Raw genomic sequence first — 20,790 nt, 5'->3', positions numbered from 1 at the left:
CTCCTGTCAGCCGACGATGGCGCAGCGGAAGCTGCGGTTGGGCACAATCTCGCATTCCTGCACGCGGCCCTGCCGCTGCACCTGATACCGGTAAGCCTCGTCCACGGCCTCGAGCGCGGGTTCGATATCCGAAACGGTGCCGACCTCACGGCCATTGATCGACAGGATCAGGTCGCCAGGTGCCAGGAACTGGAAGCGGGCTGCCGCCGTGCGCGGCTCCAGTTGCAGCACGATCACGCCCTTGGCCATCGGATCAACGCCAAGCTCCTCGTTGAAGCGTGGCGACAGGTTGCCGACCGTAACACCAAGGAAGGGATGTCCGCCCGTCAGCCGCGTCACATTCCGGGCCGGTTCCTCGGGCGGCAGGGAAAGGCTCACATCCAGTGCCTCGTCCACCTCACCCCGACGCACGGTGAGCGTGGCAGTATCACCGTCCTCGAGCGTGGCGATGCGGAAATTGAGTGCGGCTTCATCCAGCACTTCACGGCCGTTCACATCCAGGATCACGTCACCGGGCACAAGGCCGCCGTTTGCAGCGGGGCCGCCGGGGAAGACAGAATCGACAAGCACGCCGCCCGGGCGCTCCAGCCCCAGCGTTTCAGCGAGTGCCGCCGTCACCGGCTGGCCCTTGATGCCAAGCCACGGCCGGGCAAGCTGGCCTTCATTGAGGGCCGCATTGATCACCGATTTCACCATATTGGCGGGAACGGCGAAGCCGATGCCGTTCGAGGCGCCGGTGCGGCTGTAGATCGCCGAGTTGATCCCCAGAAGTTCGCCGTGCATGCCGATGAGCGCACCGCCCGAGTTGCCGGGGTTGATGGCGGCGTCCGTCTGGATGAAGAAGCCGAAATCGCTGATGCCCTGCTGGGTGCGCGCGTTGGCCGATACGATGCCGCTTGTCACCGTCTGGCCGATCCCGAAGGGGTTACCGATGGCGAGCACGATATCGCCGACCTGCACGTCATCCGAATCCGCGATGGGCAGCACCGGAAGGTTTTCGCCCTTCGTGTCGATCTGCAGGATGGCAAGGTCGGTCTTGGGGTCGGCGAGCACTACTTTTGCCGGATATTCGCGGCGGTCAGCGAGCACGACCTGGATTTCATCGGCGCCTTCGATCACATGGTTGTTCGTCACGATCACGCCGGTCGCGCGCACGATGACGCCGGAACCGAGCGACCCGCGCACCCTGTCGCGCGGCATGCCGAACGAGAACTTGTCGCCAAAGAAGCGCTGGAACAGCGGATCATCGAGCAGTGCCGGGCGCTGCGCCTTCACGATTGTTTTGGTGTAGATATTCACAACAGCCGGCGCCGCCGTTTTCACAAGCGGGGCGTAGGAAAGCTGCACTTCCATCTGGGACTGGGGAACCGCGCGCACGGCATCCGCAGCAGATGCCGCCGGCGCAGGGGCCTCCGCCTCGTCCGTCATTTGCGCGGCAAGCGGGGTGCCCGTCAGCATGAGGCCTGCGGCCAGAAAGCCTGCGCCAATCTTTCCGATCATGTATCCGTCCTTGTGCGTGTTCCTGAAGAAGTCAAAGGATGTTATGGCAACTGGACGGCGCCGCTTCAAGGGATGACTGCGTGAAAGTCAGGCCATCAGCTTGGCGGAACGCGACTGGGCGGTGCTGCGCCGCGCTTCATCCACCAGCCGGGTACGGTTGAGGTGCCCGTCAGCTCGCCGCAGCATTTCAAACGCCGTGGTCTCGCCAAGATAGGTGGTGTGACCGGTCGTGAAGGTCAGGTTGACCGTACGGCCATCCATCACGATACGCCCGCTTGCCAGATCGGCGCGCAGGGCTTCCACAAATTCGCGCACGTCCTCGTTGCCGCAATCGGGCAACAGGATCGCGAACTCTTCCCCGCCCTGACGGCCGCAAATCTGGCCGGGCTTCAGATGCTCGCGCAGGATATCCGCAAACTCGACAAGCACGCGGTCGCCCCCCGTGTGGCCGAACCGGTTGTTCACTTCCTTGAAACGGTCGATATCAAGGATGACAAGCGCCAGATCGCCGCCACGCGCCACTGCATTTTCGAAAATGGTATCGAAGCGGCTCATGAAGCCGCGGCGATTGAGAAGGCCGGTCAGCGGGTCGCAGTCGGCGAGGCTTCTCAGTTCCTCCACCACCCGGCGCATCAGCATGAGCGCGCAGCACATGCCGATACCGACCACGAGCGGTGGTTCGATCACATAAAGGATGATGAAATTGGCGGAACTGAAATAGTCCCCGCCCCCGATGCCGATCACGGCGGGCGGGATGAGGGCAAAACACATGAGCGCCAGCGTGCCATAGAAACAGGCGGTGACGAATTCAACCTTGTCACCATGTGCCTGCGCCATCCGGAATGCCATGAAGGTGGCCTGCGCCAACACAATGCCGGCAAACACACCGGTGGCCACCGACCGCAGGAGAAAGCTTTGATAGGCGTCAGTGTCGATCAGGCCGTATGTATAAAGCGGCATCCACAACAAGGCGGCGGCGATATAAAGCCTTTGCGGCAACCGCTTCCCGAAGAAGGCATGGATGCCGCAACTGAGCAGAATGGCACAGCCGAGGAAGGTAGCGTTATTGAGCCAGATGAAGACAGAGCCATGAGTGCCATCGCGCATCACATTAAGCGACCAGGCGATTGCGCCTACCAGATAGCCCCAGCCCCAGAAGGCGGAGGCGTCGCTCTTGTGCGGGTCCGACTGGTGGAAGATGGCGAAGACAGCCGCCATGATCAGGCATGTCACACCCGCCGTTACAACGATTACCCAGGCACCTATCATTCTTCGAGACCAATACTGACTTTACAAGGGACACGGAACGCCGCCCCACAAAAGGAAAACGGCGCAGCCTGCAAGGTGCGCCGTTTTGAACTTCAGATCAATGCCGCAGTGCAGCTTATTCTGCAGCTTCTTCCACTGCAGCCGCTTCAGCGCGGGCGCGGTCTTCGGCACCCTTGGCTTCCACGTTGCGGTCAACGAGCTCGATCACAGCCATCGGGGCGTTGTCGCCATGACGGAAACCGGCTTTCAGAACACGGGTGTAGCCGCCGTTGCGCTCTTTGTAGCGGTCGGCGATTTCACCGAACAGCTTCGAAACAAGCACTTCGTCCTGCAGGCGAGCGATCGCCAGACGACGGTTGGCAAGACCACCTTTTTTGCCGAGGCTGATGAGTTTCTCGACGATGGGAGCGAGATCCTTGGCTTTCGGCAGCGTGGTGATGATCTGTTCGTGCTTCACGAGCGCCTGGGCCAGGTTCATGAACAGGGCTTTACGGTGGCTCGAGGTACGATTGAGTTTACGACCGGACATATTGTGGCGCATGGTGCGTCTCCTTGATTAACCTTTCCGGCCTTGCGCCCTGGCAGGTCAAGCCAGGGCATAGTACCGGGAGGCGTCCCCTACACGAGGGGAGGGTTTCAGTACTCTTGTTCGAGTTTCTTGGCCAGCTCTTCGATATTCTCAGGCGGCCAGGCCGGGAGTTCCATGCCGAGACGGAGGCCCATCGAGGCGAGAACTTCCTTGATTTCGTTGAGCGACTTGCGGCCGAAGTTCGGGGTACGCAGCATTTCGGCTTCGGTCTTCTGAACGAGATCGCCGATATAGACGATATTGTCGTTCTTCAGGCAGTTTGCCGAACGGACGCTGAGTTCCAGTTCGTCGACCTTGCGCAGCAGCTGACGATTGATTTCGGGTTCCGAATCCTCGTCCGTTGCAACGCTTTCTTCCGGCTCGTCGAAATTGATGAAGACATGCAGCTGGTCCTGCAGGATGCGAGCGGCGAAAGCCAGTGCATCTTCAGGAGTGATCGTGCCGTCCGTTTCGATTTCCATCGAAAGCTTGTCATAATCGAGAATCTGGCCCTCCCGGGTATTCTCGACCTTGTAGCTGACCTTCTTCACAGGGCTGTAGAGCGCGTCAACCGGGATAAGACCGATCGGAGCGTCTTCCGGACGGTTGCGGTCGGCCGGGACATAGCCCTTGCCGCTCGAAACTGCCAGTTCCATGTTGAGGGTCGCGCCGTCGTCGAGGTGGCAGATCACGAGGTCCTTGTCGAGGATCTCGACATCGGCAACTTCGCTGATCTGGCCGGCGCGAACTTCGCCCGGGCCCGACGCGGTGAGGTGCAGGCGCTTCACGCCGTCCGAAAGGACACGCACCGGCATCTGCTTGATGTTGAGCACAATGTCCGTGACGTCTTCACGCACACCCGGAACCGACGAGAACTCATGGAGCACGCCTTCGATCTGGACGCTGGTGACCGCACCGCCTTGCAGCGACGACAGCAGCACACGACGCAGTGCGTTGCCGAGCGTCATGCCGTAGCCACGCTCGAGCGGTTCGACAACGAGCTTCGCCTTGCGAAGCGGGTCTGCACCCGATTCGATGGACAAGCCGTTGGGTTTAATCAGTTCCTGCCAGTTTTTCTGGATCACGATATGACCTCGCGAGTGATTGGCGCCGGATGGCGCCAAAGGATTCGTGCCAATACTCTCTAGAACGTACGCCAGTCGTCAGACGCGGCGACGCTTCGGCGGGCGGCAGCCGTTGTGCGGGATCGGCGTAACGTCGCGGATCGAAGTGATAACGAAGCCAATGGTCTGCAGCGCGCGCAGAGCGGACTCGCGGCCAGCGCCGGGGCCTTTGACTTCTACTTCAAGCGACTTCACACCGTGTTCCTGCGCCTTGCGGCCGGCGTCTTCCGCAGCCATCTGGGCAGCGTACGGAGTAGACTTACGGGAGCCTTTGAAACCCATCATCCCAGCGGACGACCAGGAGATCGCATTACCCTGTACGTCGCTGATGGTGATCATGGTGTTGTTGAACGATGCGTTCACGTGCGCAACGCCGTTCGTAATATTCTTACGTTCGCGGCGTTTAATGCGGTTCGGTTCTTTAGCCATCTCAATCAAGCCCTATATTCGGGGAGCCCTAAACGGCGATACCCTAAAACTTCAGTGATTATTTCTTCTTGCCGGCAATAGCGACCGCCTTGCCCTTGCGGGTGCGAGCGTTCGTATGGGTACGCTGACCACGTACCGGCAGTTTGTTACGGTGACGGAGACCACGGTAGGTCTTCAGGTCCATCAGCCGCTTGATGTTCATCGCAACTTCACGACGAAGGTCACCTTCCACGGTGTAGTTTTCGTCGATCAGTTCACGGATCTGAATGACTTCAGCATCCGTCAGTTCAGCAACCCGACGCTCACGGGGGAAATTCAGCTTCGCGCAGATTTCCTTGGCGAAGTTATCACCAATACCGTGAATGTAGGTCAGTGCGATCTCGACCCGTTTGTTGGTCGGAATGTTAACGCCTGCAATACGCGCCACGACCTTTTCTCCATTAATTCAGTTCACGTTCTAGCTACGAATCGCCAGACGTGTTGAAGCCGGGGATTATAGGTAGAAACCCCCAAACGTCAACCGCCTGCCGACAGTTTTTTACGCGGCCAAAACCGCGTCGATCTGAGCGGCCACTTCGCTGATGGCGGCCATGCCGTCCACCACCGAAAGGATGCCCGATTTTTCGTAGTAAGGCAGGACCGGTGCGGTGTCGGCATAATATGCCTCCAGGCGCTTGGCCACCGTCTCACGATTGTCGTCCTTGCGGCGGGTAAACTCGGTACCGCCACACACATCACACACGCCTTCCACCTTCGGCTTCTTGGCGGTGTCGTGGTAACCTTCATTGCATTTCGCGCAGGAATAGCGGCCGGCGATCCGGTCGGCGAGGACCTTGTCGTCCACGCGCATCTCGACCACATGATCGAGCTTCAGCCCCTGCTCTTTCAGCATCACATCCAGCGCTTCGGCCTGCGCCACGGTGCGCGGGAAGCCATCGAGGATGAAACCATTCTTGCAATCGTCTTCGCGGATACGGTCGCGGATGATGCCGATCACGATATCGTCAGAGACGAGCTGGCCGGCGTCCATCTTTTCCTTGGCGCGCTTGCCCATCTCGGTGCCGGCGCCCACAGCGGCGCGCAGCATGTCACCGGTGGAGAGCTGCACGAGGCCGCGTTCCTTTTCGATGCGCTGCGCCTGGGTCCCCTTGCCCGCGCCCGGCGGACCGAAAAGAATGATAATCAACGACGGCCTCCCTTGAGCCGGGCTTTCTTCAGAAGGCCCTCATACTGTTGTGCCATCAGATGGCTGTGGATCTGGCTTACAGTATCCATGGTCACGTTGACAACAATCAGAAGGCTCGTACCGCCGAGATAGAAGGGAACAGCGGCCTGGCTCATCAGGATTTCAGGAATAACGCAGACGAGCGACAGATAGGCCGAGCCGATCACGGTGAGGCGGGTCAGTACATAATCGAGATATTCGGCGGTGCGCTTGCCCGGACGGATGCCCGGAATGAAGCCGCCGTGCTTCTTCAGATTCTCGGCCGTATCTTCAGGGTTGAACTGGACGGTCGTGTAGAAGAAGCAGAAGAAGACGATCAGCAGCACATAAAGCGCGACGTGCAGCGGACGACCGACACCCAGGAGCGAGGTCATCGTGGTCAGCCACTCGGCACCGCTCGACTGATAGAAGCCGGCAACAGTCAGCGGCATGATCAGAAGCGAGCTTGCAAAGATCGGCGGAATGACGCCCGACACGTTCAGCTTGATCGGCAGGTGCGACTTGTCGCCCTGGATCACGCGGTTGCCGTGCTGGCGCTTGGGATACTGGATGATGACACGGCGCTGGGCGCGTTCGCAAAGCACGATGAACCAGATGAGCGCGGCAGCACCGACAAGGAGCGCCAGCAGCACGGCAAGGGACATCGAGCCCGCACGGTTCAGCTCGAAGGCCTGGGCAAGCGTGCCCGGCAGTTCGGCAATGATACCGGCGAAGATGATGAGCGAGATACCGTTGCCGATACCGCGCTGGGTGATCTGCTCGCCAAGCCACATGAGGAACATGGTGCCGCCAAGGAGCGTGATCACGGTCGTGATACGGAAGAACCAGCCCGGATCGACAACGACACCGGCCTGACCTTCAAGACCCGTGGCCACGGCGTAACCCTGAACGAGCGTCAGCGCCACCGTGCCCATACGGGTATACTGGTTGATCTTCTTCCGGCCCTGCTCGCCTTCCTTTTTGAGGGCAGCAAGCGACGGGCTCATCGTGGTCAGGAGCTGCACGATGATCGATGCCGAAATATACGGCATGATCCCGAGCGTGATGATCGACATCCGCTGCACTGCACCGCCCGAGAAGGTGTTGACCATGTCGAGGAACCCACCCGACAGACTGGCGAACATGCGCGCAAGCGCCTCGCCGTCGATCCCCGGGAGGGGTACATAGGTGCAGAGACGGTACACAATGAGTGCACCGAGAGCGAACCAGATCCGCTTTTTCAGCTCTTCGGCCTTGCCGAACGAGGACAAGCTAAGATTGGCCGCCAGTTGTTCAGCAGCGGATGCCATAAATCACGAACTCCAGGCCAGGAGAAAGGGGAAGAAAAACCGTTGCCTGAGATCAGGCAACGGTAACCTTGCCGCCGGCTTTTTCCACGGCTTCAACGGCTGCTTTGGAAGCACCGGTGACCGTGATGTCGACTTTGGCTTTCAGTTCGCCCTTGGCGAGCAGACGAACGCCATTGCCGATGCGGCTGATGACGCCGGCCTGGGCCAGTACGTCAGCAGTAATCGGGGCCTTGGCATCGACTTTGCCTGCATCGATCGCCTTTTGCAGACGGCCGATGTTGACAACTTCGTAGACCACTTTGTTCAGCGAGGTGAAGCCACGCTTCGGCAGACGACGGTAGATGGGCATCTGACCGCCCTCGAAACCGTTGATCGCCACGCCGGAACGTGATTTCTGACCCTTCACACCGGAACCGGAGGTCTTGCCCTTGCCGGAACCGATACCGCGACCGACACGGAACCGCGAGGTGCGGGCGCCGTCGTTATCGCGCAGTTCATTGAGTTTCATCTCTGTCTCTCCACGCGTTTCGGGTTAGTCTTCAACGCGCACCAGGTGGTGCACCTTGTTGATCATCCCGCGAACAGCCGGGGTATCTTCCAGCTCACGCGTACGATGCATCTTGTTGAGGCCGAGCCCCTTGAGGGTGGCCAGCTGGTCGTCGGTGCGGCGGATCGCGCTGGCGATCTGCGTTACCTTGACGGTCTTTTTCTTAGCAGCCATCGAACATTACTCCGCGTTAGCGTCGCCGTCAGCGAGCGCAGCTTCGTCGGCACCGGCTTTAACACCCTCGCGACGCGCTACGATCTCGGCAACTTTCTTGCCACGCTTCGCAGCGATCTGACGGGGGGAGTTCTGACGACCGAGAGCATCGATCGTAGCCCGCACCATGTTGTAGGGGTTCGTCGAACCTTGCGACTTGGTCACAACGTCCTGCACCCCGAGGGCTTCGAACACGGCGCGCATCGGGCCACCGGCGATGATGCCGGTACCAGCTGCGGCGGTACGAAGGAGCACTTTGCCTGCGCCATGACGACCATGAATGTCGTGATGGAGCGTGCGTGCATCCCGGAGCGGAACACGGATCATGTTCTTTTTAGCAGCTTCGGTAGCTTTGCGGATCGCTTCGGGAACCTCGCGAGCCTTGCCGTTGCCGAAGCCTACGCGGCCACGGCCGTCACCGACGACAACGAGGGCTGCGAAGCCGAAACGACGGCCACCTTTAACCACTTTGGCCACACGGTTGATGTGGACCAGCTTTTCAACGAGTTCGCTTTCTTCGCGATTGCGTTCAGGGCGTGCCATTGGACATCCTTTCCTTCATCGAGCCTTAGAAATCCAGGCCGCCTTCGCGCGCCGCTTCCGCCAAGGCCTGAATACGGCCGTGGTACAGGAAAGCGCCGCGGTCGAACACGACGGAGGAGACGCCAGCAGCTTTGGCACGCTCGGCAATCAGTTGACCAACCTTGGTGGCAGCCTCTTTGTTCGAGGTGCTACCTGCGCGCAGATCCGCTTCGATGGTCGAGGCAGCGGCAAGCGTTGCACCCTTCACATCGTCGATGACCTGAGCATAGATATGCTGGTTGGTACGGTGGACAGAAAGGCGCGGCCGCCCGGCACTCTTCTTGCGAAGTTGAGTCCGGTTACGCTGACGGCGCTTTTCAAAGAGTTTATCTTTAGAAGCCATTCATGCCACCTATTATTTCTTCTTACCTTCCTTGCGGAAGATATATTCACCTTCATACTTGATCCCCTTGCCTTTGTAGGGCTCGGGTTTCCGGTATTCACGGATCTTCGCAGCGGTCTCACCAACCAGCTGCTTGTCGATCCCCGACACAATGATCGTGGTCTGATCGGGCGTCTCGATCTTGATGCCCTGGGGCACCGGGAACTCGACGTCATGGCTGAAGCCGAGTTGCAGATTGAGGTTCGCGCCTTTCATCGCCGCGCGGTAACCAACGCCGGTGATTTCGAGCTTGCGGCTGTAACCCTGGGTCACACCGGTCATCAGGTTCGAAACCATCGTGCGCTGCATACCCCACATGGAGCGAGCACGTTTCGTGTCGTTCACCGGCAGTACGGTGATCGAGTTGTCTTCTTTGGTAACGGAGACTTCAGGAACGAAGCTCATCGCGAGCTCGCCCTTCGGGCCCTTCACCGTCAGGTCCGTGCCGTTCAAGGAAACGGTCACGCCCGACGGGATCTCCACAGGCTTTTTACCGATACGGGACATCGTTCTTTCCCTTCCTTGTCGACTTAGAACACGGTGCAGAGTACTTCGCCGCCCACATTGTGCTCACGCGCTTCTGCGTCGGAGAGCACGCCTTTCGGCGTGGAAACGATCGAAATACCGAGACCATTGTGAACGCGCGGCAGATCACCCACCGAGCTGTACACGCGGCGGCCGGGCTTCGAGACGCGGTTGATCGTACGGATCACCGGTTCGCCTTCGAAATACTTCAGCTCGATCACGATCTCGGCCTTGTTATTGTCGAGATCGGTGCGGCTGTAGCCACGGATATAACCTTCGCGCGTCAGCACATCGAGGATGCGCTCACGAGTTTTCGAAGCCGGCGTCTTGACGACGTTCTTGCGAGCTTGCAGACCGTTACGGATACGGGTCAGCATATCGCCGATAGGATCAGTCATCGACATGTTGAGCCCTCCTTACCAGCTGGACTTCACGATGCCCGGGATCTTGCCTGCGGAGCCAAGCTCACGCAGCGAGATACGGGACATCTTGAATTTACGATAGACACCACGCGGACGACCGGTCACTTCGCAACGGTTGCGAAGGCGGGTACGAGCGCCGTTACGCGGCAGGGCAGCGAGTTTCAGCGCGGCCATCCAGCGTTCGTCTTCACCCGTGGTCTTGTCATAGACCTGGGCCTTCAGCGCAGCGCGCTTGGCAGCGTATTTCGCCACAAGTTTCGCCCGGTGGGCGTTCTTGTTGATGGCGCTTTTCTTAGCCATATCAAAAACCTCCTGACGGCCGTTATGCCTTGAACGGCATCTGGAAACCTTTGAGAAGCGCACGCGCTTCGTCATCGGTCTCGGCCGTGGTGCAGATGATGATGTCCATACCGCGAACGTCGTCGACCTTGTCGTACGAGATCTCGGGGAACACCAGTTGTTCCTTCAGGCCCATCGCATAGTTGCCACGGCCGTCGAACGACTTCGGGTTTACGCCCTGGAAGTCACGAACGCGGGGCAGTGCGATGGTGATGAGACGATCGAGGAACTCATACATGCGCTCGGCACGCAGAGTGACCTTCACACCAATCGGCATCTCTTCGCGAAGCTTGAAGCCTGCGATCGATTTGCGAGCTTTGGTGATGACAGGCTTCTGACCGGCGATCAGACCGATTTCCTCGGCGACCTTCTCGACCTTCTTCTTGTCCTGGACAGCTTCACCAACACCAACGTTGATGACGATCTTGTCCAGTTTCGGAACCTGCATCGGGTTTTTGTAGCCGAACTGCTCTACGAGCGAAGCACGGACGGTGTCTTCATACTGTTTGCGAAGACGCGGCATAGCCTTAGCCATCGATCATCTCCCCGGACTTTTTCGCAAAGCGGACCTTGCGGCCGTCCTCGAGAACTTTGAAACCAACACGGGTCGGGGCGCCGTCCTTCGGATCCTCGATCATGAGGTTCGACAGAGCGATCGGCGCTTCCTTGGTGATGATGCCGCCAGCTGCGACCTGGGTCGGGCGCTGGTGACGCTTCACAAGGTTGACACCCTGAACAACAGCACGGCCCTCTTTCGGGTTCACGCTGGTGATTTCGCCGCGCTTGCCCTTGTCCTTGCCGGCCATGACGACGACTTTGTCGCCAGTTTTAAGTTTCGCGGCCATTACAACACCTCCGGAGCAAGCGAGATGATCTTCATGTGCTGCTTCGCACGCAGCTCACGAACCACCGGCCCGAAGATACGGGTGCCGACCGGCTCGTGTTTCTTGTCTACGATCACTGCGGCATTGCGGTCGAAACGGATGGTGGTGCCATCCGGGCGACGCACTTCTTTCGCAGTGCGAACGATGACGGCGCGGTGCACGTCACCCTTCTTCACACGACCCCGCGGGATCGCTTCCTTAACGGAGACGACGATGATGTCGCCTACCCCGGCCGTCTTGCGTTTAGATCCACCAAGGACCTTAATGCACTGCACCCTCTTGGCCCCGGAGTTATCGGCCACGTCGAGGTTCGTTTGCATTTGAATCATGGGGTTAACCCTTCTTCGTTACAGCAAAATAAGTGGACGGTGAGGCTTACGCCTCACCGCCGATCACTTTCCAGCACTTCAATTTTGAGATCGGACGGCATTCTTCGATGCGAACGACGTCACCAACCTGAACCAGGTTGCCCTCATCATGAGCGTGGTACTTCTTAGAGCGGCGAACAATTTTGTCAAGCAAAGGATGACGGAAACGACGTTCAACGCTCACGACGACAGTTTTGTCGCCTTTGTTGGAGACCACGGTCCCTTGCAGGATACGCTTAGGCATGGGTTTCTCCTTACGCCTCAGTCTGGCCGAGAACCGTGCGAATCCGCGCGATATCGCGACGGACTTCACGGACACGGGCCGTGTTTTCAAGTTGGCCGGCCGCAGCCTGGAAGCGCAGGTTGAGCTGCTCTTTTTTCAGGCCTGCAAGCTCCTCACGGAGCTCGCTTTGCGACTTGGACCGAAGATCAGTTGCCTTCATTTCGATTCACTCCGTTCGGATTACAGCATGCGAGTCACGATGCGGGTACCGATCGGCAGCTTGGCAGCTGCACGTTCGAAACCGCCACGCGCGATCTCTTCAGATACACCGTCCACCTCGAACATGACCCGGCCGGGTTTCACACGGCAGGCCCAGTATTCGGGCGAACCCTTACCTTTACCCATCCGGACCTCGGTCGGTTTCGACGACACGGGCACATCCGGGAAGATACGGATCCAGACCTTGCCCTGACGCTTCATGTGACGGGTCAGAGCACGGCGGGCGGCTTCGATTTGACGGGCGGTGACGCGGCCGGGGGCAGTTGCCTTGAGGCCGAATTCACCGAAGTTGAGTGCAGTTCCGCCCTTGGCATTGCCGTGGATGCGGCCCTTGTGGGCTTTCCGGAACTTTGTACGTTTCGGTTGCAACATGGTGTGTGCTTCCTATTCCTGATCCCGTCGGCCTTAGCGGCGCGACGGACCGCCCGACTGTTGGGCTTCGTTAGCCCGGCGCTCATGCGCCATCGGGTCGTGTTCCATGATCTCGCCTTTGAACACCCAAACCTTGATGCCCGAGATGCCATAGGCAGTCTTGGCTTCGGCAGTGCCATAGTCGATATCGGCACGCAGGGTGTGCAACGGCACGCGGCCTTCGCGGTACCATTCGGTCCGGGCAATCTCGGCGCCGCCAAGGCGACCACCGCAATTGATCCGGATCCCGCCGGCGCCAAGGCGCATCGCGCTCTGGACCGAACGTTTCATGGCGCGACGGAAAGCCACACGGCGTTCCAGCTGCTGGGCGATGTTGTCGGCGATCAGCTTCGCATCGATTTCCGGCTTGCGGACTTCGACAATGTTGAGGCTGACGTCAGATGCCGTGAACTTGGCGATCTTCTGACGCAGCTTCTCGATGTCGGCGCCCTTCTTGCCGATGATCACACCCGGACGAGCCGAGTAGATGGTCACGCGGCACTTCTTGGCCGGACGTTCGATGACAACTTTGGAAATGCCAGCTTGCGACAGTTCCTTGAAGACGAACGCGCGAATTTTCAGGTCTTCGTGCAGCAGACCGGCATATTCGCCGCGATCTGCAAACCAGCGCGAATCCCAGGTGCGGTTAACGCCGAGGCGCAGACCTACGGGGCTTACCTTCTGACCCATTATGCTTGCTCCTCAACTTCACGCACAACAATGCGCAGACGGCTGAACGGCTTCATGATCTTGCCGACGCGACCACGGGCACGGGCGCGGAAGCGCTTCATGACCAGGGCTTTACCGACAGTGGCTTCCGCCACCACGAGGCTATCCACATCCAGGTTATGGTTGTTCTCTGCATTGGCGATTGCCGATTGCAGACATTTCTTCACGTCGATCGCGGAACGGCGCGGGCTGAACGTAAGCGTCGCCAGAGCCTTTTCCACTTTCATGCCGCGAATGCTGGCAGCCACCAGATTCAGTTTCTGGGGCGAGCCGCGAAGCATGGTAGCGGTAGCTACAGCTTCGTTATCCGCCAGACGGCGTTTTGCTGCTTCTTTACCCACGGTTACTTCCTCTTGGCTTTCTTGTCCGCAGCGTGACCATAGTAGGTCCGCGTCGGAGCGAATTCACCCAGCTTGTGACCGACCATGTCTTCAGTGACATAGACCGGAATGAACTTCTGGCCGTTGTAGACGTTGAACGTCAGACCGACGAAGTTCGGCAGAATGGTAGAACGACGCGACCAGGTGTTGATCACCCCGCCTTTGCCGCCGGCCTGAGCGCCTTCCACCTTTTTCATCAGGTGAAGATCAACGAACGGACCTTTCCAAACAGAACGTGCCATATCGATGACTCCTTAGCGCTTGGCTTTGCGCTCGTGGCGCGAGCGGAGAATGTACTTGTCCGAAGCCTTGTTCGAGCGGGTCTTCTTGCCCTTCGTGGGTTTGCCCCACGGAGTGACAGGGTGACGACCACCCGAGGTACGACCCTCACCACCACCATGCGGGTGATCGATCGGGTTCATGGCAACGCCACGGACGCTCGGACGACGGCCCAGCCAACGGCTGCGACCGGCTTTTGCCAGGGTCTGGTTCTGGTTGTCCGGGTTCGATACGGCGCCGATGGTGGCGACGCACTCACCGCGAACGAGGCGAACCTCACCCGACGACAGGCGAATCTGGGCATAACCGCGGTCACGACCGATCAGCTGGGCATAAGTGCCAGCGGAACGAGCGATCTGGCCACCCTTGCCCGGCTTCATCTCCACATTGTGGATGATGGTGCCAACGGGCATGTTCATGAGCGGCATGCAGTTGCCCGGCTTCACGTCCACTTTCTCGCCGGCGACAATAACGTCGCCCGGAGCCAGGCGCTGCGGCGCCAGGATGTAGGACAGTTCACCGTCTTCATACTTCACGAGTGCGATGAACGCAGTGCGGTTCGGATCGTATTCGAGCCGTTCCACGGTAGCGGTCATGTCCCACTTCGTGCGTTTGAAGTCGATCATGCGGTAGGTACGCTTGTGGCCACCGCCGCGGGTGAACGCGGTGATGCGGCCGGTGTTGTTGCGACCACCCGACTTGGTGAGACCCTCGGTCAGCGCCTTGACCGGCTTGCCCTTGTGCAGGCCTTCACGGCTGACGAGGACAAGCCCACGCTGGGACGGGGTCACTGGACGATATGATTTAAGTGCCATCGTTAGATCCCCGCCGTCACATCAAGGCTTTCGCCGGCAGCAAGTGTAACGATCGCTTTTTTGTACTCGGCGCGTTTGCCGGTTACACCGCGGAAACGTTTCACTTTGCCTTCCTGGCGAAGCGTGTTGACCTTTTCGACCTTCTTGCCAAAGAGCGCCTCTACGGCCGCCTTGATTTGCGGCTTGGTGGCGTCGATGGCAACCTTGAAGGTCACCTGGTTGTTCTCTGCGCCCAAGGTCGCCTTCTCGGTGATAACCGGGCTGACGATTACGTCGTAATGATTGATATCGCTCATTTCAGACGCTCCTCGAGGTTAGCAACAGCTGCTTTCGTGAGGACGAGCGTGTCACGACGAAGGATGTCGTATACGTTCGCGCCCTGGCTCGGCAGCACGTCGATGTTGGGGATGTTCGAAGCAGCGAGCTTGAAGTTGGCATTCACCTCGGCACCGTCGATGAAGAGGGCGTTTGCAAGGTTCAGTTTGCCGAGTTTCTCGACGAGAGCCTTGGTTTTGCCTTCGGTCATCTCAACGCTGTCGACAACGATGAGTTTGCCAGCAGCCTGTTTCGCGCTCAGAGCGCACTTCAGGCCAAGCTTGCGGATCTTTTTCGGCAGGTCGAAGCCATGATCGCGGGGGATCGGGCCAAACGCGCGGGCACCGCCCACCCAGATGTTCGACTTGCGCGAGCCGTGACGAGCACCGCCACCGCCTTTTTGCTTGCCGAATTTCTTGGTCGTGCGCGAGATTTCCGAGCGGAAGAGAACCGCATGGGTCCCCGCACGGCGCTTCGCGAGCTGCCAGGTGACGACACGGTGCAGGATGTCTGCACGCGGGTCTACGCCGAAGATGGCGTCGTTCAGATCGACGTCGCCAGCTTTTTTGGCGTCAAGAGTCAGAACATTCGTCTTCATGACCCTTATTCCTCATTGCTTTCGGCAGCAGGAGCTTCAACAGCTTCGCTTGCCGGAACTTCAGCTTCAGCCACTGCAGCGACACGAACTGCTGCCGGCGTCGGCACGCCCTCGGGCAGAGCAACTTTAACGGCGTCCGAAATGAACACCCAGTTACCCTTCGCACCCGGCACGCCGCCCTTCACGAGGAGGAGACCTTCCTCAGCGCGGGCTTCAACAACCGTCAGGTTCTGCACAGTGGTACGGACGTCACCGAGGTGACCGGCCATTTTCTTGCCTTTGAAGACCCGACCCGGGTCCTGGCACTGACCAGTCGAACCATGCGAGCGGTGCGAGACCGACACGCCGTGCGACGCACGCAGACCACCGAAGTTGTGACGCTTCATAACGCCGGCGAAGCCTTTACCTTTCGAGGTACCGACAACATCGACGAGTTGGCCCTTGATGAAGTGTTCGGCGGTGATTTCGGCACCGACGTCCACGAGGCAGTCTTCGCTCACGCGGAATTCTGCAACTTTCATCTTGGCGTCAACTTCGGCCTTCGCGAAGTGACCGCGCATGGCTTTCGAGACGTTTTTCACTTTACGGGTACCGACACCGAGTTGCAGTGCCGTGTAGCCGTCTTTTTCATTGGTGCGCTGGGCAACGACCTGCAGATTCTCGATCTGGAGGACGGTGACCGGCACATGCATGCCCGCTTCGTCGAAGATACGGGTCATGCCCAGTTTTTTGGCAATCAGACCAGTACGCATGTGGCTTACCCCTGAAGCTTGATCTCGACGTCAACGCCAGCCGCGAGGTCGAGCTTCATCAGCGCGTCCACGGTCTGCGGAGTCGGGTCAACAATATCCAGAAGGCGCTTGTGCGTACGCATTTCGAACTGCTCGCGCGACTTCTTATCGATGTGCGGCCCACGGAGAACCGTGAACTTCTCGATCTTGGTCGGCAGCGGGATCGGCCCACGTACCAGGGCGCCGGTGCGCTTCGCCGTTGCAGCGATCTCACCCGTGGCCTGGTCCAGGACACGGTGATCGAAAGCTTTAAGGCGGATGCGAATGTTTTGCGCGTCCATTTTTCTTTCCTATAAGAGGGCGCCGGTTTTCAGGCCGGCGCCATTACATGCCACCATTGGCTTTTTTGTTTAGGGACGACCCTTACTTACTTCAGGATCTTCGCGACAACGCCTGCACCGACGGTACGGCCGCCTTCGCGGATAGCGAAGCGGAGGCCTTCGTCCATGGCGATCGGCGCGATCAGTTCGACCGTCAGGGTGATGTTGTCACCCGGCATCACCATCTCGGTGCCTTCAGGCAGGGCGATGGTGCCGGTCACGTCCGTCGTACGGAAGTAGAACTGCGGACGATAGTTGGCGAAGAACGGCGTGTGACGGCCACCTTCTTCTTTCGACAGGATATAGGTCTCTGCCGTGAACTGGGTGTGCGGCTTGATCGTGCCGGGGTGTGCCAGAACCTGGCCACGCTCGACGTCTTCACGGCCGATACCACGCAGCAGTGCACCGATGTTGTCGCCAGCCTGGCCCTGGTCGAGCAGCTTGCGGAACATTTCGACGCCGGTCACAACCGACTTCTGGGTGTCGCGGATACCGACGATTTCGATCTCTTCGCCGACCTTCACGATGCCACGCTCGACGCGGCCGGTCACAACCGTACCACGACCCGAGATCGAGAACACGTCCTCAACCGGCATCAGGAAGGCACCGTCGATGGCGCGCTCGGGCTGCGGGATGTAGCTGTCAACAGCGTCCATCAGAGCCTTGATCGAGTCTTTACCGATATTGTCGTCACGGCCTTCGAGAGCGGCAAGCGCCGAACCCTTGACAACCGGAATGTCGTCGCCCGGGAAGTCGTAAGCCGACAGAAGCTCACGGATTTCCATCTCGACGAGCTCCAGGAGCTCTTCGTCGTCAACCTGGTCGACCTTGTTCATGTAAACAACAAGCGCCGGTACACCAACCTGACGGGCAAGCAGGATGTGCTCGCGGGTCTGCGGCATCGGGCCGTCAGCAGCGTTCACAACGAGGATCGCGCCGTCCATCTGCGCCGCACCGGTGATCATGTTCTTCACATAGTCAGCGTGGCCCGGGCAATCTACGTGCGCATAGTGACGCGCAGGCGTCTCATACTCAACGTGAGCCGTCGAGATCGTGATGCCACGCTCGCGCTCTTCCGGAGCCTTGTCGATGTTCGCATAGTCCATGAACGCCGCGCCGCCGGTCTCTGCAAGCACTTTCGTGATCGCAGCCGTCAGCGTCGTCTTGCCATGGTCAACGTGACCAATCGTACCAATGTTGCAGTGCGGTTTGGTCCGCTCAAATTTAGCCTTAGCCATTTTAAACCCTTTCTATCGGCCCCTTGTCGGGGATCCATAATTAGTTCCGGTTATTGTTGTTCTTAGCCCGCGAGCTTCGTTTTCAGTTCGTCAGCAACGTGAGCCGGTACGTCAGCATAGTGATCGAACACCATCGAGAACTGAGCGCGGCCCTGGCTGAACGAACGCAGGTCGTTCACATAACCGAACATGTTCGCGAGGGGAACCATCGCGTTGACAACCGTTGCAGGACCACGGGTTTCCGAGCCCTGGATCTGGCCGCGACGGCGGTTGAGGTCGCCGATGACGTCGCCGACATATTCGTCGGGGGTCACGACTTCAACTTTCATCATCGGCTCGAGAAGCTTGATGCCGGCTTTCTGGGCCGCTTCACGGGCTGCACCGCGACCGGCGATTTCGAACGCGAGAGCGCTCGAGTCAACGTCGTGGTAGGCACCGTCGATCAGGCGGACCGAGAAGTCGATGATCGGGAAGCCAATGAGCGCGCCGCTTTCGGCAACGTCCTTGATGCCCGATTCAACAGCCGGGATATATTCGCGAGGGATCGAACCGCCCTTGATTTCGTCCTTGAAGATGAAGCCCGAACCACGCTCGCCCGGTGCAACAACGATCTTCACGCGGCCGAACTGACCCGAACCACCCGACTGTTTCTTGTGGGTGTAGTCGAGCTCGACTTCCTTGGCGAAGGTTTCGCGGTAGGCAACCTGCGGGGCGCCCACGTTGCACTCGACCTTGAATTCGCGACGCATGCGGTCAACGATGATCTCGAGGTGCAGTTCGCCCATGCCGGCGATCACGGTCTGGCCCGATTCTTCGTCCGACTTCACGCGGAACGACGGATCTTCCTGAGCCAGACGGTTGAGGGCGAGGCCCATCTTTTCCTGATCGGCTTTCGACTTCGGCTCAACGGCCACTTCGATAACCGGATCCGGGAATTCCATGCGCTCGAGAACAACGATCGAGTTGTTGGCACAGAGGGTGTCACCGGTGGTGGTGTTCTTGAGGCCGGCGAGAGCAACGATGTCACCTGCGCGGGCTTCTTTCACGTCTTCACGGTTGTTCGCATGCATTTCAAGCATACGGCCGATCTTTTCCTTGTGGCCTTTCACCGAGTTGGTCACCTGGGTGCCAGCTTCGAGAACGCCGGAATAGATGCGGGCGAAGGTGAGCGAGCCCACGAAGGGGTCGTTCATGATCTTGAAGGCGAGAGCCGAGAAGGGCTCGTCGTCCGACGACTTGCGCTTGATCTCGCTGTCGTCTTTGGGGTCGATACCGCGGATGGCAGGAACGTCAACCGGGCTCGGCATGAAGGCGATAACGGCGTCGAGGAGCGGCTGAACGCCCTTGTTCTTGAACGCGGTACCGTTGAGGACCGGAACGAACAGCAGGTCGCAGGTACCCTTGCGGATAACAGCAAGCAGTTCTTCTTCCGAGATTTCCTCGCCTTCGAGGTATTTTTCCATCAGGGCTTCGTCGGCTTCGACTGCAAGCTCGATCATGTCCTGACGCGCCTGGGCAGCTTTGTCCTTCAGGCTGTCGCGAATATCGATATATTCGAACGACGCACCGAGGTCTTCGCCCTTCCAGATAACCTCTTTCATCTTGATGAGGTCGATCAGGCCTTCATACTCGCTTTCAGCGCCGATCGGCAGCTGGATGACGAGCGGCTTGGCGCCGAGGCGCTTGACGATCATGTCGACGCAACGCTCGAAGTTCGCGCCCATACGGTCCATCTTGTTGACGAAGCACATGCGCGGAACGTGGTATTTGTCAGCCTGACGCCATACGGTCTCGGACTGCGGCTCAACGCCGGCAACCGAGTCAAATACGGCAACAGCACCATCGAGCACCCGCAGGCTACGCTCTACTTCAATCGTGAAGTCAACGTGGCCGGGGGTGTCGATGATGTTGATGCGGTGATCTTTCCAGAAGCAGGTGGTAGCAGCCGAGGTAATGGTGATACCGCGCTCTTGCTCCTGCTCCATCCAGTCCATGGTAGCAGCACCATCGTGCACTTCGCCGATTTTGTGGCTACGGCCGGTGTAATAGAGAATACGCTCGGTCGTGGTGGTTTTGCCGGCGTCGATGTGCGCCATGATACCGATGTTACGGTAACGATCCAGGGGGGATTTGCGTGCCATGGATTGGATTTCCTTGAACGATCTTACTGATTACCAGCGATAATGCGAGAAGGCCTTGTTGGCCTCTGCCATGCGGTGCGTGTCTTCACGCTTCTTCACGGCAGCGCCACGGTTGTTGGCGGCATCCAGAAGCTCGCCCGACAGGCGGTCAACCATCGTGGTTTCGTTGCGCTTGCGAGCAGCAGCGATGAGCCAGCGAATGGCCAGCGCCTGGCTGCGGTCCGAACGCACTTCGACCGGAACCTGGTACGTCGCACCACCAACACGGCGGGAACGGACCTCGATGGCCGGCTTTACGTTATCGAGAGCTTCGTGGAACAGCACCAGCGGATCGCTCTTGGCACGGCTCTCGACTTTCTCGAGGGCACCATAGACGATGCGTTCAGCGGTGGATTTCTTACCATCCAGCATGAGGCTGTTCATGAATTTCACCAGGACGATATCACCGAACTTGGGATCGGGAAGAACCTGGCGCTTTTCTGCACTATGACGACGAGACATTGCGGTATTCCTCTCTCGACCTTATTTCGGACGCTTCGCGCCGTATTTCGAACGGCCCTGACGACGGGCCGACACGCCTTGCGTATCAAGGACACCGCGCAGAA

General features: G+C 59.1%; 32 protein-coding genes and 1 pseudogene. All 33 read right to left on the bottom strand.

The features are described from left to right. Positions 1–6 precede the first annotated feature (6 nt). Positions 7–1,500, bottom strand: a complete 1,494-nt coding sequence (locus tag OU694_RS02980) for a DegQ family serine endoprotease (protein ID WP_308909501.1) — start codon at positions 1,498–1,500, stop codon at positions 7–9. A gap of 87 nt (positions 1,501–1,587) precedes the next feature. Then, the gene (locus tag OU694_RS02975; RefSeq protein WP_308909500.1) at positions 1,588–2,718 is read right to left on the bottom strand and encodes a GGDEF domain-containing protein; all 1,131 of its coding nucleotides are present in this window, start codon (positions 2,716–2,718) and stop codon (positions 1,588–1,590) included. 166 nt (positions 2,719–2,884) lie between these two features. Continuing rightward, positions 2,885–3,310 (bottom strand): 50S ribosomal protein L17, encoded by a 426-nt coding sequence (gene rplQ, locus OU694_RS02970; protein WP_308909499.1) that lies wholly within the window; start codon positions 3,308–3,310, stop codon positions 2,885–2,887. Positions 3,311–3,405: 95 nt separating this feature from the next. Beyond that, complete coding sequence (locus tag OU694_RS02965; protein ID WP_373460190.1) at positions 3,406–4,422, bottom strand: DNA-directed RNA polymerase subunit alpha; 1,017 nt, start codon at positions 4,420–4,422, stop codon at positions 3,406–3,408. A 78-nt stretch (positions 4,423–4,500) separates the two neighbouring features. Then, the gene (gene rpsK / locus OU694_RS02960; protein ID WP_289505511.1) at positions 4,501–4,890 is read right to left on the bottom strand and encodes a 30S ribosomal protein S11; all 390 of its coding nucleotides are present in this window, start codon (positions 4,888–4,890) and stop codon (positions 4,501–4,503) included. A 58-nt stretch (positions 4,891–4,948) separates the two neighbouring features. Then, positions 4,949–5,317, bottom strand: a complete 369-nt coding sequence (rpsM, locus tag OU694_RS02955) for a 30S ribosomal protein S13 (protein ID WP_308909498.1) — start codon at positions 5,315–5,317, stop codon at positions 4,949–4,951. A gap of 111 nt (positions 5,318–5,428) precedes the next feature. Then, positions 5,429–6,076 (bottom strand): adenylate kinase, encoded by a 648-nt coding sequence (locus tag OU694_RS02950; RefSeq protein ID WP_308909497.1) that lies wholly within the window; start codon positions 6,074–6,076, stop codon positions 5,429–5,431. Beyond that, positions 6,073–7,404 carry a preprotein translocase subunit SecY gene (secY, locus tag OU694_RS02945; RefSeq protein ID WP_308909496.1) on the bottom strand — a complete coding sequence of 444 codons (1,332 nt, stop codon included), beginning with the start codon at positions 7,402–7,404 and terminating at the stop codon, positions 6,073–6,075. The genes OU694_RS02950 and secY overlap by 4 nt, the downstream gene beginning before the upstream one ends. Positions 7,405–7,456: 52 nt before the next feature. Further along, a complete protein-coding gene (gene rplO / locus OU694_RS02940; protein ID WP_308909495.1) occupies positions 7,457–7,912 on the bottom strand; it encodes a 50S ribosomal protein L15 in 456 nt (151 codons plus the stop codon). A gap of 24 nt (positions 7,913–7,936) precedes the next feature. Further along, entirely contained in the window at positions 7,937–8,125 is a 189-nt protein-coding gene (gene rpmD / locus OU694_RS02935) for a 50S ribosomal protein L30 (RefSeq protein ID WP_308909494.1), read from the bottom strand. Positions 8,126–8,131: 6 nt separating this feature from the next. Beyond that, positions 8,132–8,707, bottom strand: coding sequence for a 30S ribosomal protein S5 (gene rpsE / locus OU694_RS02930; protein WP_308909493.1), 576 nt, complete (start codon positions 8,705–8,707; stop codon positions 8,132–8,134). A 25-nt stretch (positions 8,708–8,732) separates the two neighbouring features. Then, positions 8,733–9,089 (bottom strand): 50S ribosomal protein L18, encoded by a 357-nt coding sequence (rplR, locus tag OU694_RS02925; protein WP_289505505.1) that lies wholly within the window; start codon positions 9,087–9,089, stop codon positions 8,733–8,735. Positions 9,090–9,101: 12 nt separating this feature from the next. Further along, on the bottom strand, positions 9,102–9,635 hold the full coding sequence (gene rplF, locus OU694_RS02920) for a 50S ribosomal protein L6 (protein ID WP_308909492.1): 534 nt from the start codon (positions 9,633–9,635) through the stop codon (positions 9,102–9,104). A gap of 23 nt (positions 9,636–9,658) precedes the next feature. Then, a complete protein-coding gene (rpsH, locus tag OU694_RS02915; RefSeq protein WP_289505503.1) occupies positions 9,659–10,057 on the bottom strand; it encodes a 30S ribosomal protein S8 in 399 nt (132 codons plus the stop codon). A 12-nt stretch (positions 10,058–10,069) separates the two neighbouring features. Next, a complete protein-coding gene (rpsN, locus tag OU694_RS02910) occupies positions 10,070–10,375 on the bottom strand; it encodes a 30S ribosomal protein S14 (RefSeq protein ID WP_308909491.1) in 306 nt (101 codons plus the stop codon). A gap of 22 nt (positions 10,376–10,397) precedes the next feature. Continuing rightward, positions 10,398–10,949, bottom strand: coding sequence for a 50S ribosomal protein L5 (gene rplE / locus OU694_RS02905; protein WP_353507376.1), 552 nt, complete (start codon positions 10,947–10,949; stop codon positions 10,398–10,400). Continuing rightward, positions 10,942–11,259, bottom strand: coding sequence for a 50S ribosomal protein L24 (gene rplX / locus OU694_RS02900; protein ID WP_289505501.1), 318 nt, complete (start codon positions 11,257–11,259; stop codon positions 10,942–10,944). The genes rplE and rplX overlap by 8 nt, the downstream gene beginning before the upstream one ends. Then, entirely contained in the window at positions 11,259–11,627 is a 369-nt protein-coding gene (gene rplN, locus OU694_RS02895; RefSeq protein ID WP_289505500.1) for a 50S ribosomal protein L14, read from the bottom strand. The genes rplX and rplN overlap by 1 nt, the downstream gene beginning before the upstream one ends. A 46-nt stretch (positions 11,628–11,673) precedes the next feature. Next, positions 11,674–11,910 (bottom strand): 30S ribosomal protein S17, encoded by a 237-nt coding sequence (gene rpsQ / locus OU694_RS02890; protein WP_289505499.1) that lies wholly within the window; start codon positions 11,908–11,910, stop codon positions 11,674–11,676. Positions 11,911–11,920: 10 nt separating this feature from the next. Next, entirely contained in the window at positions 11,921–12,109 is a 189-nt protein-coding gene (rpmC, locus tag OU694_RS02885; RefSeq protein ID WP_289505498.1) for a 50S ribosomal protein L29, read from the bottom strand. A gap of 20 nt (positions 12,110–12,129) precedes the next feature. Further along, the gene (gene rplP / locus OU694_RS02880; RefSeq protein WP_308909490.1) at positions 12,130–12,540 is read right to left on the bottom strand and encodes a 50S ribosomal protein L16; all 411 of its coding nucleotides are present in this window, start codon (positions 12,538–12,540) and stop codon (positions 12,130–12,132) included. 33 nt (positions 12,541–12,573) lie between these two features. Then, a complete protein-coding gene (rpsC, locus tag OU694_RS02875; protein ID WP_308909489.1) occupies positions 12,574–13,269 on the bottom strand; it encodes a 30S ribosomal protein S3 in 696 nt (231 codons plus the stop codon). Then, the gene (rplV, locus tag OU694_RS02870; protein WP_373460242.1) at positions 13,269–13,589 is read right to left on the bottom strand and encodes a 50S ribosomal protein L22; all 321 of its coding nucleotides are present in this window, start codon (positions 13,587–13,589) and stop codon (positions 13,269–13,271) included. The genes rpsC and rplV overlap by 1 nt, the downstream gene beginning before the upstream one ends. 62 nt (positions 13,590–13,651) lie before the next feature. Further along, the gene (rpsS, locus tag OU694_RS02865) at positions 13,652–13,930 is read right to left on the bottom strand and encodes a 30S ribosomal protein S19 (RefSeq protein ID WP_289505494.1); all 279 of its coding nucleotides are present in this window, start codon (positions 13,928–13,930) and stop codon (positions 13,652–13,654) included. A 12-nt stretch (positions 13,931–13,942) separates the two neighbouring features. Continuing rightward, positions 13,943–14,782, bottom strand: a complete 840-nt coding sequence (gene rplB / locus OU694_RS02860) for a 50S ribosomal protein L2 (RefSeq protein WP_289505492.1) — start codon at positions 14,780–14,782, stop codon at positions 13,943–13,945. Between the two features lie 2 nt (positions 14,783–14,784). After that, entirely contained in the window at positions 14,785–15,078 is a 294-nt protein-coding gene (locus OU694_RS02855) for a 50S ribosomal protein L23 (RefSeq protein ID WP_289505489.1), read from the bottom strand. After that, positions 15,075–15,695 (bottom strand): 50S ribosomal protein L4, encoded by a 621-nt coding sequence (gene rplD / locus OU694_RS02850; RefSeq protein WP_308909488.1) that lies wholly within the window; start codon positions 15,693–15,695, stop codon positions 15,075–15,077. The genes OU694_RS02855 and rplD overlap by 4 nt, the downstream gene beginning before the upstream one ends. A gap of 5 nt (positions 15,696–15,700) precedes the next feature. Continuing rightward, positions 15,701–16,447: a 50S ribosomal protein L3 gene (gene rplC / locus OU694_RS02845; protein WP_353507375.1), complete on the bottom strand. Its 747-nt coding sequence runs from the start codon at positions 16,445–16,447 to the stop codon at positions 15,701–15,703. A gap of 5 nt (positions 16,448–16,452) precedes the next feature. Beyond that, entirely contained in the window at positions 16,453–16,767 is a 315-nt protein-coding gene (rpsJ, locus tag OU694_RS02840; protein ID WP_289505486.1) for a 30S ribosomal protein S10, read from the bottom strand. An 86-nt stretch (positions 16,768–16,853) separates the two neighbouring features. Beyond that, the gene (gene tuf, locus OU694_RS02835; RefSeq protein ID WP_308909480.1) at positions 16,854–18,044 is read right to left on the bottom strand and encodes an elongation factor Tu; all 1,191 of its coding nucleotides are present in this window, start codon (positions 18,042–18,044) and stop codon (positions 16,854–16,856) included. Positions 18,045–18,106: 62 nt separating this feature from the next. Then, entirely contained in the window at positions 18,107–20,185 is a 2,079-nt protein-coding gene (fusA, locus tag OU694_RS02830; protein ID WP_308909487.1) for an elongation factor G, read from the bottom strand. A gap of 30 nt (positions 20,186–20,215) precedes the next feature. Further along, positions 20,216–20,686, bottom strand: coding sequence for a 30S ribosomal protein S7 (rpsG, locus tag OU694_RS02825; protein WP_308909486.1), 471 nt, complete (start codon positions 20,684–20,686; stop codon positions 20,216–20,218). A 21-nt stretch (positions 20,687–20,707) separates the two neighbouring features. Beyond that, positions 20,708–20,790, bottom strand: a pseudogene (gene rpsL / locus OU694_RS02820) (30S ribosomal protein S12); the annotation flags it as partial.

The sequence above is a fragment of the Pseudokordiimonas caeni genome (assembly GCF_026719705.1).
Lineage (GTDB): Bacteria > Pseudomonadota > Alphaproteobacteria > Sphingomonadales > Kordiimonadaceae > Gimibacter > Gimibacter caeni.
Note: the sequence above shows the minus strand (reverse complement) of the source record. Positions and strands in the feature narration are given on the sequence as shown.